This window comes from Hoeflea sp. Naph1, assembly GCF_046837775.1.
Taxonomy (GTDB): Bacteria; Pseudomonadota; Alphaproteobacteria; order Rhizobiales; family Rhizobiaceae; genus Hoeflea.
In genome coordinates, this window is record NZ_CP177286.1 from 4369762 (window position 1) to 4384396 (window position 14635).

Genomic DNA, 14635 nt, shown 5'->3' on the forward strand with positions numbered 1-14635 from the left:
TGCAAGTTCAACCAAACCATCCTGACCGAGACATTCCATGAGCGAAGCCCCATCCCCTATTCCCGTAACCGTGCTGACCGGATATCTCGGCGCCGGCAAAACCACGCTGCTCAACCGGATTCTGTCTGAACCGCATGGCAAGCGCTATGCGGTGATCGTCAACGAATTTGGCGAGATCGGTATCGACAACGACCTGATCGTGGAATCCGACGAGGAAATCTACGAGATGAACAATGGCTGCGTCTGCTGCACCGTGCGCGGCGACCTGATCCGCGTGGTCGAGGGACTGATGCGCCGTCCGGGCAGGCTCGATGCCATCATCGTCGAAACCACCGGTCTTGCCGACCCCGCCCCCGTCGCCCAGACGTTTTTCATGGACGAGGATGTTCGCGCCAAAACCCGGCTTGATGCCGTGGTGGCGCTGGTCGACGCGCGCCATCTGCCGGCCCGGCTCAAGGACAGCCGCGAGGCCGAGGACCAGATTGCCTTTGCCGATGTCGTGCTTCTCAACAAGACCGATCTGGTCACCCCGGAAGAACTTGACGACGTCGAGCGCATCGTGCGGGCGATCAATCCATCGGCGCGCATCCACCGCACCGAGCGCGCTTCCGTGCCGCTTGACGCGGTGCTCGACCGCGGCGCTTTCGATCTCAGCCGTGCGCTCGACAATGACCCGCATTTCCTCGACCACGACGATTCCGACCACGCCTGCGGTCCCGAATGCGATCATGATCACGACCATCACCACCACCATGACCACGCTCATCACGACCATGCGCATCATGACCACGCGACGCCAGCCGCCATTCACGATTTGACGGTACAGTCGATCTCGCTGCGCGCCGGCCCGCTGGAACCGAAACGCTTCTTCCCCTGGATCGAAAAGATCACCCAGATCGACGGGCCCAATATTTTGCGCCTCAAGGGCATTATCGCCCTGGCCGGCGACGACGACCGTTACGTAATTCAGGGTGTGCATATGATTGTCGAAGGCGACCATCAGCGCGCCTGGAAGGATGATGAAAAACGCGAAAGCCGCATTGTCTTCATTGGCCGCGATCTTGATCGCGAAAAGCTCGAACGCACTTTCCTGGCCTGCCAGGCCTGAGGACAATTCACCATGCCGACAGTCGCGCCGATTGATCTCGACGATCACTGCCTTGCCACCGCATTCCTGGGCCAAGTGCCAGCTTTCGCGCTCGCCTCTGGCCAGGTGGTGCGGCTCGATCATGGCACTCAGCGCCATGAACTTCACGACGGCCTGCTGGCTGCAACCACCACTTGGGACGAGCAGTCACTGATTACCGGCGGTGAAGACGGCAAGGTCATGCGGCTTGGCGCCGACGGCACCCAAACCGTTCTGCGGGAACCGGCACGCAAATGGGTAAGCGCGGTGGCGGCAGGTCCGCAGGGCGCGGTGGCCTTCGCTGAAGGTCGTGTTGCCACGGTGATGCTGGCTGACGGGACACAGCGTTCATTCGAAGAAGCCCGCACCATCGAAGGCCTGGCCTTCGCGCCGAAGGGCATGCGGCTGGCGATGGCGCGCTACAACGGCGTGTCGCTGGTTTTCGTCAATGGCAACGCCCCGGCAGTCGATTTCGAATGGAAAGGTGCCCACAATCAGGTGTTGTTCCACCCCGATGGGCGCTTTCTGGTCACCGCCATGCAGGAAAACGCACTGCACGGCTGGAAACTCGACGGCAAGCCCGGCAGCGAACAGCGCCACATGCGCATGACCGGCTATCCCGCCAAGGTCAAATCGCTCTCCTGGTCCAACCGCGGCAAGTGGCTTGCCTCCTCGGGCGCGCCTTCGGCAATCGTCTGGCCGTTTTCCGGCAAGGACGGCCCGATGGGCAAGGCGCCAAAGGAATTGGGTCAGCGCGCCGATACGATGGTGACCTGTGTCGCCTGTCATCCGGTCGAGGATCTGGTGGCCATCGGTTTTGGCGATGGCATGGTACTCGCCGTTCGCATCGCCGACAGCAAGGAGGCACTTCTGCGCCGCCCCGGAAAGGGAGCGATCACTGCCATGGCCTGGAACAAGCCCGGTCGCCTGCTCGCGTTTGGATCGCAAGCAGGCGATTGCGGTGTTGTCGACATCGCGGGTTAAACTCCCGGCAAGTTACCAGGACAGTTGCAATTGCGGGCGGCCGTTCGATGTCCGCTCGCGGCTGACGCCATCCTTGCCGATAACCCCGTTGACGCGCTTGCGGAACGCCGAGAAGCTGTCGAAGGTGACGACGTCAACCGCTTCATCCAGATCCAGCGACACCCGGTAACTTCCCGGCGCCGATGTCAGCGCTTGAATGCCGACAATCCGGGCGACAAAAGGCTGACCCAGATAGGCTCCGGTCACCCGCGCACCAGGCGCCAGATATTCCGGACCGCGGCGGTTTCCCAAGGCAGCGTGCAGCGTGTTCCAGTCATTAAAGCCATATTGCGCAGCAATCAGTTCCAGCGCCCTGGAATGACCAATGGTTTCGCCATTGGCTTCAAGACGGGATCTCAGGCGGCGCGCCTGGTCTTTCAACATATCTAACGATGGCAGAGGCGTGTTTTCACGCATGGCAGTTCTCCTGTCACGACATGCTTGGCATCGAGGGGTGTCCGCATTCCACCATCTGGCATGTCATCATCAAGGTGACTGCTCGAAAGTTGGAGACTTCACCACGGCATTGCGCCTGCGAACGGCCGGGGCTCCAGACCCGAAGCCGCTCAGATAGGCACGCAAGGGCTGCTTGTCAATCTCCTGCACGCAGCGCTACACACGGGTTGCCATCATGAAAATTGCGCCTCCATGGAACTTGTTGCCGGTCCGGGCGTTCAGTTTGTTACTCCGGAGGTATTGAGACATGAGCCGACCCAGCCCCACCCCCACCCCATCTCCCCGCCTGACCCGGCGCGCCATGCTGACCGCCGGTTCCGCCTTGGCGTTGACCTCTGCAATCCAATGGCCGGCGCAGGCCGCGACAGGCATGGACGCCGATGCCTTCCTCGCGCTTTCCAAAGAACTGACCGGCAAGGTGGATCTTGACGGCGATATAGCTGCGAAGATGCTCAAGGCTTTTGAAACCATCGGCAAAGCCGATGAAATCGCGGCGCTGGCCAATGGACAGGCCAAGCCGGATCTCGGCAACGACATTGTCGCTGCCTGGTACAGTGGCTTCTCGCCCGATCCCGACAGCAGCGAAGTCGTGGCCTACAATGACGCTCTGATGTGGCAAGCCATGCCCTATACCAAGCCGATGGGCCAATGCGGCGGCGAGACCGGCTATTGGGCTGAGCCTCCTGCCGGCTGATCGCCACAGCCACCCCGCATTTTTCACTTCAGGGAGCCGTTTCATGACCAACGACATTTCAGCAGATATTCTTATCATCGGCACCGGCGTTGCCGGCGCAATTACCGGAGCCAAGCTCGCCGCAAAAGGCTTGAGTGTCGCATTTCTCGAATCCGGCAAGCGGATTGACCGGTTTTCAGCCGTCGAAAAATTCTGGAACGCTGCCATCAAGGTACCGGAATCGGCCTATCCCAACGATCCCACCGCCGAGCACCCGCTGTCACACCGCATAGAGGATTTCTACCAGCAGATGGGTCCGGAGCTGTTTCGCTCGACCTATATCAAGGTCGTTGGCGGCACCACCTGGCACTGGCTGGGAACGACCTTGCGCAATGTGCCGGCCGATTTCAAGCTCAAGTCGCTCTATGGCCGCGGCGTCGACTGGCCGATCGATTATGACGACCTCGAGCCATTTTACCAGGAGGCCGAAAACGAGATCGGCGTTGCCGGCGACGCCACGGATGATCTCGGCTCACCGCGATCAGGCGATTACCCGATGCCGCTGATCCCGATGACCTATCTCGACAAGCAATTTGCTGCCGCGCTCGACGGGTCGCCCTATCAGGTACGGCCCACGCCGCAGGGCCGCAACTCTGTCTTTCGCGCCGACCGGCCCGAATGTTGCGGCAACAATTCCTGCATTCCGATCTGCCCGATCCAGGCCAAATACGATGCCACCGTGCATGTGGCCATGGCAGAGGAAGCAGGTGCCAAGGTCTATGATGAGACAACGGCCACACGTCTCAATGTCGGCGCCAACCGGGAAATCGAATCCGTCGAGTTCCGGCGCGCCGATGGCAGCACTGGCACCGCGTCGGGCAAGGTGGTGATCCTTGCCGCGCACGCCATAGAAACGCCGCGACTATTGCTCAATTCCGCTCAGGAGAGCGCTCCCAATGGCGTCGCCAATAGCTCCGGCCAGGTAGGACGAAACCTGATGGACCATCCCAGCCGCCTGAGCTGGGCCGAAGCACCTGAACCGGTCTGGCCCTATCGCGGCCCGCTCTCGACCTCGGGCATCGAAAATATGCGTGATGGCGATTTCCGCAAGCAGCGCGGCGCGTTCCGCATCGAGATCGGTAATGACGGTCATAGCTGGCCCACCGGCGCGCCGGCAACAACAGCTGCGGACCTCGCGCGTCAGGGTCTGCGTGGCGACGAACTCGACGCAGCCATCAAGGATGCAACCTCGCGTCAGATCCGGCTTGCCTCGCTTGTCGAACAGACCCCCGACGCCGACAACCGCGTGACGCTCGACCCCGACAAGCGCGACGCCAACGGTATCCCGCTTCCGCGCCTCCACTATGATTTTGACGCCTACACGCGGGACGGTCTGAAAGCCGCGGAAAAGGCGCATGATGAGGTCTTTGCCGCCATGGGTGCCAAAAACATCAAGCATTCGCCTGATATCCAGGGCTCGGGCCACATCATCGGCACGGTGCGCATGGGCGCCGACGCCAACAGTGCGGTTGTTGATGCCGATCTGCGCAGTTTCGATCACCGCAACCTGTTCTTGCTGGGTTCGGGCACATTCCCCACTTCGGCAACGGCCAACCCGACATTGACCATCGCGGCACTCTCATTGCGCGCCGTCGACGCCATTGCCGCGTCAGTCAAGTAACCGCCACAAGCCATATGATAATCGATCGCTTGACGCTCAGTTGATGGCGGCGCCTTCCAGCGCCGCCTCGCGGTATTCGGTCGGACTGACCCCGACCCGTTCGCGGAAGGCGCGATTGAAGGGCGCCAGCGACGCATACCCCAGACTGAAGGCGTGCTGGATGATCTGCTCGCGCGCCATACCCGGATCGGACAGCCGGCGTTTGGCCTCGTTAATGCGGTAGTCATTAACGAAAGCCGCAAAATTCCTGTAGCCGAGCCCACCGTTGATTAACCGCCTAAGCCGATGCTCGGGGATATGCAGGATATCGGCGAGCCCGCCAATCGTCAGACCCGGCTCGAGATAGAGCCCGCCATCCATTGCCTTGACAACCCGCTCGAGTTCCAGCCTGTCTGCTGCCGACAGAATGCTGCGGTTTGCACTCACGCTCGCGCCGTCCTCAACCCGCTGGAAAAGTTCACCCTTGAGATGCGTGAGCCAGTACGAAAATCCCAGCGTAAACACGAAATAGACAACCGCATACAAGAAGCACAGCGCGGCATCGAGCGGCCCATCGACGCTCACCAAGTTGGAGACAAATACAAACAAGGTGAAGGGCGGCACCGAAAAAGCCAGTGCAAGGCTGAACGCACGCCGCTCATTGACCAGGTCGCAAGCCCTGTCGCTCAACGCCTTGTGAAGGATCAGCCCCAACAGTGTTGCATTGAGAACCACTAGCGCCACATCAAGCATCCATCTAAATTGAGCGGGTGCAATCAGCAGCCCGGCAACCAGCGGGATGGCAATAAGAGCCGGCACAAAGTGCCTCAGTTGCCAAGAGAAGCGGTCGTCGAATAGTGCAAGCACGAACCACCACATGGCAATGTAATGCAACTGCTGAAATGGCACCACGAGGTAATCTGCAGGAGCCAACGCCTCCGTGACCGCCGGTGCATTCAGGAAAATCTCGATCACCCCGGTAACGCAGAACAGGACGCCGGTCCCGACCAATGCCGAAAATTCCGGCCGCTGCAGCAGGTGGATGATAACCAGCAGCAAAATGCCGAAGGTTCCGCCACGCAGGATCAGGTCTATGAAACCGGCAAGGGTCAGTTCAATTGACATCTTCAGGTCCACTCACGGCACATCGCCATTTCGGCGTGCTCGACACTGCAGCGGAGATAGGGATTGGCGGCGCGACAGTCCAATCGATTTCGGAATTTTCGCGCCAAAACTGAAACACCCGCTTCATATTTCAAAGTTGCGCGGCGCCCCCCCGGGCCAATCCCCATCTTCTGGTCATTGCCGGTTCGGACCTGCGGCAACTGCCGCCATCAGAACTGCACAACAGTTCCAACCCGCTCTCGAAGGAGGTCATCATGAACAAGTTTGCTCTCGTCGCCGCACTTTCCCTGACGGCAATGCTGCCCGTTACCGCCTCTTCGGCTTTTGCCGAAACAGCAAGCAATCAGGCAGCCCTCTGCGAAACAGCCCCTGCCAAGGCCGCCCAAGCCGGCATCGATTGCACCCCCACGTCACAGTTTACCCGCGATAAAGATGCTGCCACCGAGAAGTATCCCTCCGGTCCGGTTAATTTTGGCAACGGGATGGTGTTCTGATCACTTGGACCTCCAGCCAAGAATGCGCCGAACGCCCCTCCGGTTCGGCGCATTCCCCAACAACTCTTCCCAGCATCTCGCGTGATCAGGCGACCCGCACCAACCGTGCGGGGTGAACGCCGCGAACAGATGCAGGCGCCAAACGGCCATTCGTCACCAGCAACCCCGCCGCCTCGTCAAGATATCCTGGCACAAGCTCGCAACCGAGCAGACGGGAGCGCTCAACCGGTCCTGGCATGATCAACCCGCCAGTTTTCTCGACGGAAAATCCAAAGCGGCTGTAATAGGCCGCATCGCCAACCAGCATGATGGCGCCATGCCCAAGCTCTGCCGCCCGGTTGATCGCATGCCGCATCAACGCCGAGCCGATGCCCCTCCCAGCGACTTCCGGCGCCACAGCCAGCGGACCGAGCAGCAGCAGTTGCCAATCTCCCGCAGCCACATCCCACAACCTGACACTGCCGATCAGCGTGCCGTTGCTGTCGCGAGCGACAAAGGCCAAACCCGATGACGGCAGCATGCCACGGCGGAGCTTTTCCGACGATTTGCGCTTTCGCCCCGGTCCCATGGCGCAATCAAGCATCGCCTCGCGGGCAGCAAGGTCGTCTTCAATTTCGTTTTCAATAGCAAATCCGGTTTTGCCAAACCCACACACATGGCCAGTCACGGGCTGATCCTCGACATATCAAACCAACGCTTGAACACGGCTCCGCCTGCCCCGGGCACGTGCCGCGGCAGGCATCAGCCTGAACGAACATTCCGTTCAGATCACGTAGGATCGCAAGGGTTCGAACCCATTGAACGCCACCGACGAATAGGTACTGGTGTAGGCGCCTGTGCCCTCGATCAACACTTCGTCTCCGATGGTCAGCGAAACCGGCATCGGATAGGGATTCTTCTCGTACATCACATCGGCGGAATCGCAGGTCGGGCCGGCCAGCACGCAGGGTTCCATCTCATCGCCGTCACGCGCGGTGACAATCGAATAGCGAATGGCCTCATCCATGGTTTCGGCGAGACCGCCGAACTTGCCGATATCGAGATACACCCACCGCACCTGGTCTTCGTCGGACTTACGCGAAACCAGCACAACTTCCGCCTTGATCGCGCCGGCGTTGCCAACCATGCCGCGGCCGGGTTCGATGATGGTTTCGGGAAGCTGGTTGCCGAAATGTTTGCGCAGCGACCCCAGGATCGCCTGGCCATACGCCTGGGCGGTCGGGATATCCTTGAGATAACGGGTGGGGAACCCGCCGCCCATGTTGACCATCTTGAGATGGATGCCCTGCTGGGCCAGCTTGTCGAACACCCGGCGGGCATCGCCCAGCGCTGCATCCCAGGCATCGACCTTGGTCATCTGCGAGCCGACATGAAACGATACGCCGTGCGAGTTGAGGCCCAGCTGATGCGCGTAGACCAGCACATCAACAGCCATCTGCGGCACACAGCCGAACTTGCGCGACAGCGGCCATTCGGCGCCATCACCATCGGTCAGCACCCGGCAGAACACCCGGGCGCCGGGTGCGGCGCGGGCGATCTTTTCAACTTCTTCATGGCTGTCGACAGCAAACAGCGAGACACCCAGCGCGTGGGCGCGGGCAATGTCACGCTCTTTCTTGATGGTGTTGCCATAGGAAATCCGGGCAGCGGTGGCACCGGCTTTCAGCGCCATTTCGATTTCGGTCACCGAGGCGCAATCAAAATTGGAGCCGAGACCGGCCAGCAGCCGCAGGATTTCCGGCGCCGGATTGGCTTTGACCGCATAATAGATCGAGCTGTCGGGCAGCGCCTTGCTGAAGGACTGGAAATTGTCGCGCACCACGTCAAGGTCAACCACCAGGCAAGGACCATCGGGACGTCGGGTGCGAATGAAGTCAAGAATGCGTGCAGTCGTCATCGGGTGCTCCGTTCCCTGCCCGCTCAGGGGCCATATCTAGACAGAGCATCGTGCGGCCACGCTGTGAGACCCGGCCTTTGGAGGAACCGGATTCCGTCGTGGACGCTTGATGCGTCGATGAACCAGGCCATCTCGGGCGTTGGTTCGCTCTCGTCTGCCTTGGATTGGAGGGAGAACCCGACCGCACTTCCGGCAATGAAGGTGTGCCTCTTCAGTAACCCCGGCTGTTGGAGAGCCGGCAGACACCAGAAAGGCCCGCACCGTCGTTGCTTCAAGATGTCCTCGCTCATCCGGTTGGCCGGAGAAACGACTGGAGGGGTTAGTTCCAGGTACCATACCGATTCCTCACCATTCGAGGGTCGGCGGACACCCACAGGCACGTGCGACTTTGGGCTAAAGCGACATAGGGTTTTGACGCCCCCCATGCAAGAGTTTTCTTTAGATCCTCTTGAAAAATTGTGGCATTGAACGAATATCGGTCACTGTTCGATATATCACGACAGTACCAAATTCCCGCGCTGGTCTGGCGCCGACCCGAGGTAATTGCCTGCCATGGACACACTGACCCGTATCCGCGCCTTTATCGATGTGGTTGAAGCCGAGGGTTTTTCCGCCGCTGCACGCAAGGTCGGCCGCTCAAAGGCGCTCCTGTCGAAATATGTACGCGAGCTCGAGGACGATCTCGGTGCCTTGCTGCTCAACCGTACCACCCGGCAATTCTCGCTCACCGAAGCCGGCCACATCTATTTTCGCACCGCCTCTGACATCCTCAGGGAAATCGACAATCTTGCCGATCTTGTGCGCGAGGGCTCGAAGGACGTTCGCGGCCGCATCAAGGTTTCTGCGCCGCGCACCTTTGCCGATGCAGCGGTCGGCCAGTCCCTGATCGATTTCGCCGTGGCCCATCCCGATGTTACGCTTGAAATCATCTCTGATGACCGTTTCGTCGATCTGGTCGAGGAAGGCTACGATGTGGCGATCCGCATCACCCGACTCGAGGATTCCGGGCTGATCGCCCGCAAGTTGGCACCGTTTTCACTGATCCCCTGCGCTTCACCGGAATTTCTCGAAAAGCATGGCCCGATCACCCACCCGTCGCAACTCGCCGGCATTCCCGGCATCATCGACACCAATGGCCGTTTTCTCAACAATTGGCGGTTTGAAAACAGTGATGGTTCGGCACTTTCCGTGTCGGTCAACGGCAGGCTCGAGGTCAACAGCCCGCTGGCCGCCATGCGCGCGGCCGAGGCGGGGCTGGGCGTTGCCGTCCTGCCGGATTTCGTCTTCCGCGAGCGCGAAGCCAAGGGAAAGCTGACGCCGATTCTCGATGGCTATATGTCCAATGACCGTGGCATCTACGCGATCTACCCGCACCGCCGCTATCTGCCGGCCAAGGTGCGCGCCTTTGTCGATTTCCTGACCCAGTGGTTCAAAAACGCGGCCTGACCCGGTTTTCATCCAGCGAGATGCACCGTCGCCGAATTTAGGCCCATATTGCCTGCCACAGCCAAAACCACACTTGCATGCAACCAGATGGCGGACCATGACCAAGCCAATTCCCCTGATAGGATCGGGCCTTGCCGCAATCGCTGCGCTGATCGCCCCGTCAATCGCTTTGGCGCATCCCCACGTCTTCGCCGAAGCGCGGCTCGAGGTAGAGACCACCGCTGATGGCTATGTCAGCGAATTGCGCCATGTCTGGCGGTTCGACGAGGTGTTTTCGTCCAGTGTCATGCTCGATTTCGACATGGATGGGAATTTCGAGCTCGACGCCGGAGAACTTGCCAAAATCAGCGAGCTGGTTACCGATTCACTATCCGAATTCGACTATTACACCACCCTCACCGTCAACGGCGTCGATGCCGCCTTCACACTTCCCGAAGCGATCAAGGTTGCCTTCCAGGACGGTCAGTTGCTGATGTTCTTTGCCGAGGTGCCATCTGACAAACTGCCGCTGAAGGGCAAGATCGCCATCGGGGTCTATGATCCGACGATGTATGCCGCACTCGATTTCATGAACGATGCGGACATGGCGGTAACTGGCAGTTCGGCCGCCACCTGCGCCCGTGTCGTGATCCGTCCGGATCCCGATGAGATCATCGCTCAAAACCAGGATTCGCTGACCGAAGCCTTTTACGACACCACCACCAGCAATGACCTGTCGAAACTGCTGGCAACGCGGCTGGAGTTGACCTGTTGACGAAACCCGTTTCGATTGGCGCCAAGCTGGCTGCCATCTTTGCCTTGCTGCTTGTTGCCAGTTCGGCTCATGCCCAATCCTCGCTCGGTATCGGCACCGCCGAACCCTCGATCACACCGGGCGGATTTGGCGGGCCGTTGATCGACTGGATCAATACCCAGCAAAAGGCGTTCTACCGCGCCCTGACCGGCTCTCTCAAAGCCATGCGAAGCGATCCCTGGCAGGTATGGGGGTTGATCGGCCTGTCCTTCCTGTATGGCATTTTTCATGCTGCCGGCCCCGGCCACGGCAAGGCGGTGATCTCGTCCTACATGATCGCCAATGAAGTGGCGCTGCGACGCGGGGTATTGCTTTCGTTCCTGTCATCATTCCTGCAGGCGTTGACAGCGGTGATTGTCGTCGGCCTTGCCTATTACGTTCTTCGCGGCGCCTCGATTTCCATGACCCAGGCAACAAGGTTCATGGAGACGGCGAGCTATGGCCTGATCGCGGCTTTCGGTTTTTGGCTGCTGAGCCGCAAGCTGCTGTCGCTACGCGCGGCGCGATCGCCCGTGCAGGCTGCCCCACATCACGACCATGGACATGCCCATGCGCATGCGCACGAACATGCAGAAGGGCACCATCATCATCACGCCCACGCTGAGGGTGAAGTCTGCGCCAGTTGCGGTCACGCGCACATGCCCGACCCGAAACTGATCTCCGGCAGCAGATTGAGTTTGCGCGAAGCCTGGAGCGCGGTGATCGCGGTCGGCCTCAGGCCCTGTTCGGGCGCGTTGATCGTGTTGACGTTCTCGATGCTCAACGGCCTGTGGCTGGCGGGCGTGGCCTCTGCTTTCGCCATGGCGATCGGCACCGCCATCACCGTCTCGGCACTGGCGACGCTGGCCGTCACCGCAAAGGGCGCGGCAGTCCGTTTTGCCGGCGCCTCGCTGGGCAGCCATGTCGGCACAATAATCGAAATCCTCGGTGCAACCCTGGTGCTGGTGCTCGGTTTGTTGTTGCTCGCAGCCTCATTACAAAGCTGAGCGCGGCCTATTCGGGGTCGGCTTCGCCCTTGTTCCGACGCTTGCCACGCAGCCAGAACACCCCGAAAAAACAAAGGACCAGAGCCACCGCCAGCCCGACTGACAGCCAAGGCGAGATCTCTGACGTGGCCAGCATCATGGCAGGCATGTAATAAAATACGACCCCGGTGACGCCAAGAATGATGAAGGCAGCGATCGCCGCTGATTTGTTCGATGTCGCCGGTTTGCTCAAAGCCTCGTTCCTTCATCAATTACGGTCGCACGTCCGAAGTGCTGTCGCGCTCAGGTCATGGTCGCGGATTGGCAGCCAAGTCTCGCCGTGGCCAAAATTGTCCGTGTCTGGTGGGCCAATTGTAGCGCCTGTGTCAAGTCATGAGCCGGCAGGAACGCGTCTCCGACACATATCGCTTGCGTTGGGAGCCGCCACAGTGGCCACCGCGGTTTACTCGGCAGGGCTTGTCGGGTCGCCTGCCACCGGGACCGACATGTGCAGTACTTGCCGATCGGGTTGCTGTTCTTCCCGATCGACCGAAAACCCCAGCTTCCGGTACCAGCCTACCGCCGGATTGCGGCCGTTGGTAATCAGTTCAACTCTCTTCAGCCCAAGTTTTCTGGCACGCGCGAACGCTGTCGCCATCAGTGCCCGGCCTACACCGGATTCGGAGACCTGTTCGGCGGTAGCGATCGATTCGAGAAAAAGCCGATCTTCGAGAATGCGCAGGATCAAGACGCCCGCAAGCGCGCCGTCGCGCTCGTCGAGCCAGATCTCACATTCCGCCATCACCTTGCGGTAGTCCCATTCAAGCGGGATCGCCCTGGCGCCGATAACGGCTTCAGTTCGGGCATAGGCCGCGCGCTGAAAATCCTCGATTGCAGCCAGATCGGTGAGTGTCGCCCCCCTGAGCCCCTTCATGCCGGCACCCTCCGAAATTCCTCGAGTCGCTTTTTCTGGCGCCCATCCTGATCAAAATTTGCCGGATCGAGCCAGGCCTCGAATGCTTTGGCGAACATTGGCCACTCGCCGTCGATCATCGAAAACCAGGCCGTGTCGCGATTGGCGCCCTTGGCGACGATGTGCTGCCGGAACACCCCCTCATACTGAAAACCGAGCCGGTTTGCCGTCACCTTGGACGCCTCGTTGAGATTGTGGCACTTCCATTCGTAGCGGCGATAGTCGAGGACCTCGAACACATGCCGCGCCATCAGGTAATGCGCCTCGGTCGACATCGGCGTGCGCGCCATCGCCGGCCCGTGGGCGACCGCGCCGACTTCAACGACGCCATTGGCGGGATCGGGCCGCATATAGCTGGCCATACCCACCACCTCACCGGTTTGCCGGCTGCGGAACACGCAGGTGCTCCAGCCAGCCTCATGATTCTTCTCCTCAAGCCAGTCGCCCATTTCCGACGGCATCGCATAGGGCCCATTCGGGAAATAGCGCAGCAGATCGTTGATACCGTCTCCACCAAGCGCCTGCCAGAGCGCGGTTTCGTGGAGATTGCGCCGAAACGGTTCGATCATCACAAAGCGCCCAGTCACGGAAAAGCCCTTGGGCGCGGGACGGGATTTCCAGTTCGTCAAATCGTGCATAGGTAATAGCCTGAATTGAATTTCGCGTCGGGATAGGACATGAGTTCAGGCGACATGACAACCACTTGCCAGGAAAAATCCGGATGATCCAGCCCGTCGCAGCCTTTGACCGCATTGGCGAGGAAAATGCCTTCGCCGTTCTCGCCCGCGCCACCGACCTCGCCAACCAAGGACGTGACATCCTCAATCTCGGAATCGGCCAGCCGGATTTCAAAACCCCGGCGCACATTGTCGAGGCGGCGATCAAGGCACTGCGCGACGGCCACCATGGCTATACACCCGCCAACGGCCTGCTTGCGACCCGCGAAGCGGTTTGCCGCCGAACGCTCACCATGACCGGCATCGAGGTTTCCCCCGATAGCGTCATGATCATGCCGGGCGGAAAGCCGACCATGTATGCCGCGATCCGCATGCTCGGAGAGCCGGGCGTTGATATCCTCTATCCGGATCCCGGCTTTCCGATCTACCGCTCGATGATCGAGCATGTCGGCGCGCGCCCAGTTCCGGTGCCTATGCGCGAGGAAAACGGCTTTGCCTTTTCGGCCGAGGAAACCCTGGCGCTGATTACGCCTGAAACCCGGTTGCTGATCCTCAACTCGCCGGCCAACCCGACTGGCGGCGTCACCCCGAAGAGCGAAATCGACAAACTGGTGGCCGGTCTCGCCGACCATCCCCAGGTAGCCATCCTGTCGGATGAAATCTATGATGTGATGACCTATGACGGTGAACACCACACCTCGCTGCTGACCTATCCCGAGATCCGCGACCGGCTGATCGTTCTCAACGGCTGGTCCAAGACCTGGGCCATGACCGGCTGGCGCATGGGCTGGTCGATATGGCCCGAAAGCCTGATTGGCTATGCCCGCAAGCTAGCCGTCAATTGCTGGTCCTGCGTCAACGCGCCTTCGCAATTCGCAGGCATCGCCGCCATTGACGGCCCGCAGGATGCAGTCGCCGATATGCTGGAAGCCTTTGATCGTCGCCGCAGGCTCGTCACCGAACTGCTCAACGCCTTGCCCGGGGTCTCCTGCGTCCTGCCCAAGGGTGCGTTCTATGCCTTCCCCAATATCAAGAACACAGGATGGAAGGCCAAGCCGCTTGCCAGCGCACTGCTGGAACAGGCTGGGGTTGCGCTGATCGGCGGGCCGGATTTCGGCGTGCTCGGAGAAGGCTATATTCGCGTCTCTTGCGCCAATTCCGATGAGAACATCGAGGCGGCTATCGCGCGAATGGGAGAGTTCTTGGAGAATGCCAAGCCCTGACACGGTCAAGGGCGGCTTTCGCCGCCCTATCCGTCATGCCGTTCTTGGGAGGAGTGGAGAGGCATGTCTGATGATCAGGCTGCGCTCAAAGAGTTAACGGCACG

At 60.3% G+C, this 14635-nt stretch carries 16 protein-coding genes; 9 read left to right on the forward strand and 7 right to left on the reverse strand.

From position 1 onward, the window contains the following. The first annotated feature begins 37 nt into the window (after nucleotides 1-37). The gene (locus ACK6D9_RS20960; protein WP_412049961.1) at nucleotides 38-1108 is read left to right on the forward strand and encodes a CobW family GTP-binding protein; all 1071 of its coding nucleotides are present in this window, start codon (nucleotides 38-40) and stop codon (nucleotides 1106-1108) included. A 12-nt stretch (nucleotides 1109-1120) separates the two neighbouring features. Continuing rightward, a complete protein-coding gene (locus ACK6D9_RS20965) occupies nucleotides 1121-2110 on the forward strand; it encodes a WD40 repeat domain-containing protein (RefSeq protein WP_412049962.1) in 990 nt (329 codons plus the stop codon). Nucleotides 2111-2122: 12 nt separating this feature from the next. On the opposite strand, the gene ACK6D9_RS20970 is transcribed toward ACK6D9_RS20965, so the two are convergent. After that, a complete protein-coding gene (locus tag ACK6D9_RS20970) occupies nucleotides 2123-2566 on the reverse strand; it encodes a glyoxalase superfamily protein (RefSeq protein ID WP_412049963.1) in 444 nt (147 codons plus the stop codon). Between the two features lie 286 nt (nucleotides 2567-2852). Here ACK6D9_RS20970 and ACK6D9_RS20975 point away from each other — a divergent pair, with 286 nt between their 5' ends. After that, nucleotides 2853-3299 (forward strand): sugar dehydrogenase complex small subunit, encoded by a 447-nt coding sequence (locus tag ACK6D9_RS20975; protein WP_412049964.1) that lies wholly within the window; start codon nucleotides 2853-2855, stop codon nucleotides 3297-3299. Between the two features lie 43 nt (nucleotides 3300-3342). Further along, the gene (locus ACK6D9_RS20980) at nucleotides 3343-4959 is read left to right on the forward strand and encodes a GMC family oxidoreductase (RefSeq protein ID WP_412049965.1); all 1617 of its coding nucleotides are present in this window, start codon (nucleotides 3343-3345) and stop codon (nucleotides 4957-4959) included. A 36-nt stretch (nucleotides 4960-4995) separates the two neighbouring features. On the opposite strand, the gene ACK6D9_RS20985 is transcribed toward ACK6D9_RS20980, so the two are convergent. Next, on the reverse strand, nucleotides 4996-6063 hold the full coding sequence (locus tag ACK6D9_RS20985) for a helix-turn-helix domain-containing protein (RefSeq protein ID WP_412049966.1): 1068 nt from the start codon (nucleotides 6061-6063) through the stop codon (nucleotides 4996-4998). Nucleotides 6064-6317: 254 nt separating this feature from the next. Here ACK6D9_RS20985 and ACK6D9_RS20990 point away from each other — a divergent pair, with 254 nt between their 5' ends. Continuing rightward, nucleotides 6318-6557, forward strand: coding sequence for a hypothetical protein (locus ACK6D9_RS20990; protein WP_412049967.1), 240 nt, complete (start codon nucleotides 6318-6320; stop codon nucleotides 6555-6557). Nucleotides 6558-6642: 85 nt separating this feature from the next. On the opposite strand, the gene ACK6D9_RS20995 is transcribed toward ACK6D9_RS20990, so the two are convergent. Beyond that, a complete protein-coding gene (locus ACK6D9_RS20995; RefSeq protein WP_412049968.1) occupies nucleotides 6643-7224 on the reverse strand; it encodes a GNAT family N-acetyltransferase in 582 nt (193 codons plus the stop codon). A 96-nt stretch (nucleotides 7225-7320) separates the two neighbouring features. After that, a complete protein-coding gene (gene odc2 / locus ACK6D9_RS21000) occupies nucleotides 7321-8454 on the reverse strand; it encodes an ornithine/lysine decarboxylase (RefSeq protein ID WP_412049969.1) in 1134 nt (377 codons plus the stop codon). A 552-nt stretch (nucleotides 8455-9006) separates the two neighbouring features. On the opposite strand from odc2, the gene ACK6D9_RS21005 reads away from it, so the two are divergent. The 3 genes from ACK6D9_RS21005 (at nucleotide 9007) to ACK6D9_RS21015 (ending at nucleotide 11679) form a co-directional block, all read left to right on the forward strand. Next, nucleotides 9007-9900, forward strand: a complete 894-nt coding sequence (locus tag ACK6D9_RS21005) for a LysR family transcriptional regulator (RefSeq protein ID WP_412049970.1) — start codon at nucleotides 9007-9009, stop codon at nucleotides 9898-9900. Between the two features lie 97 nt (nucleotides 9901-9997). Beyond that, complete coding sequence (locus tag ACK6D9_RS21010; protein WP_412049971.1) at nucleotides 9998-10654, forward strand: DUF1007 family protein; 657 nt, start codon at nucleotides 9998-10000, stop codon at nucleotides 10652-10654. Further along, entirely contained in the window at nucleotides 10648-11679 is a 1032-nt protein-coding gene (locus ACK6D9_RS21015) for a nickel/cobalt transporter (RefSeq protein WP_412051872.1), read from the forward strand. The genes ACK6D9_RS21010 and ACK6D9_RS21015 overlap by 7 nt, the downstream gene beginning before the upstream one ends. Nucleotides 11680-11686: 7 nt before the next feature. Here ACK6D9_RS21015 and ACK6D9_RS21020 read toward each other — a convergent pair whose 3' ends face one another. The 3 genes from ACK6D9_RS21020 to ACK6D9_RS21030 form a co-directional block, all read right to left on the reverse strand. Beyond that, a complete protein-coding gene (locus ACK6D9_RS21020; RefSeq protein ID WP_322987661.1) occupies nucleotides 11687-11911 on the reverse strand; it encodes a hypothetical protein in 225 nt (74 codons plus the stop codon). A 210-nt stretch (nucleotides 11912-12121) separates the two neighbouring features. Then, entirely contained in the window at nucleotides 12122-12592 is a 471-nt protein-coding gene (locus ACK6D9_RS21025; RefSeq protein ID WP_412049972.1) for a GNAT family N-acetyltransferase, read from the reverse strand. Next, on the reverse strand, nucleotides 12589-13269 hold the full coding sequence (locus tag ACK6D9_RS21030; protein ID WP_412049973.1) for a GNAT family N-acetyltransferase: 681 nt from the start codon (nucleotides 13267-13269) through the stop codon (nucleotides 12589-12591). Before ACK6D9_RS21030 ends, ACK6D9_RS21025 begins: the two co-directional genes overlap by 4 nt. An 83-nt stretch (nucleotides 13270-13352) precedes the next feature. On the opposite strand from ACK6D9_RS21030, the gene ACK6D9_RS21035 reads away from it, so the two are divergent. After that, nucleotides 13353-14531 carry a pyridoxal phosphate-dependent aminotransferase gene (locus ACK6D9_RS21035; protein ID WP_412049974.1) on the forward strand — a complete coding sequence of 393 codons (1179 nt, stop codon included), beginning with the start codon at nucleotides 13353-13355 and terminating at the stop codon, nucleotides 14529-14531. The last annotated feature ends 104 nt before the right edge of the window (nucleotides 14532-14635 follow it).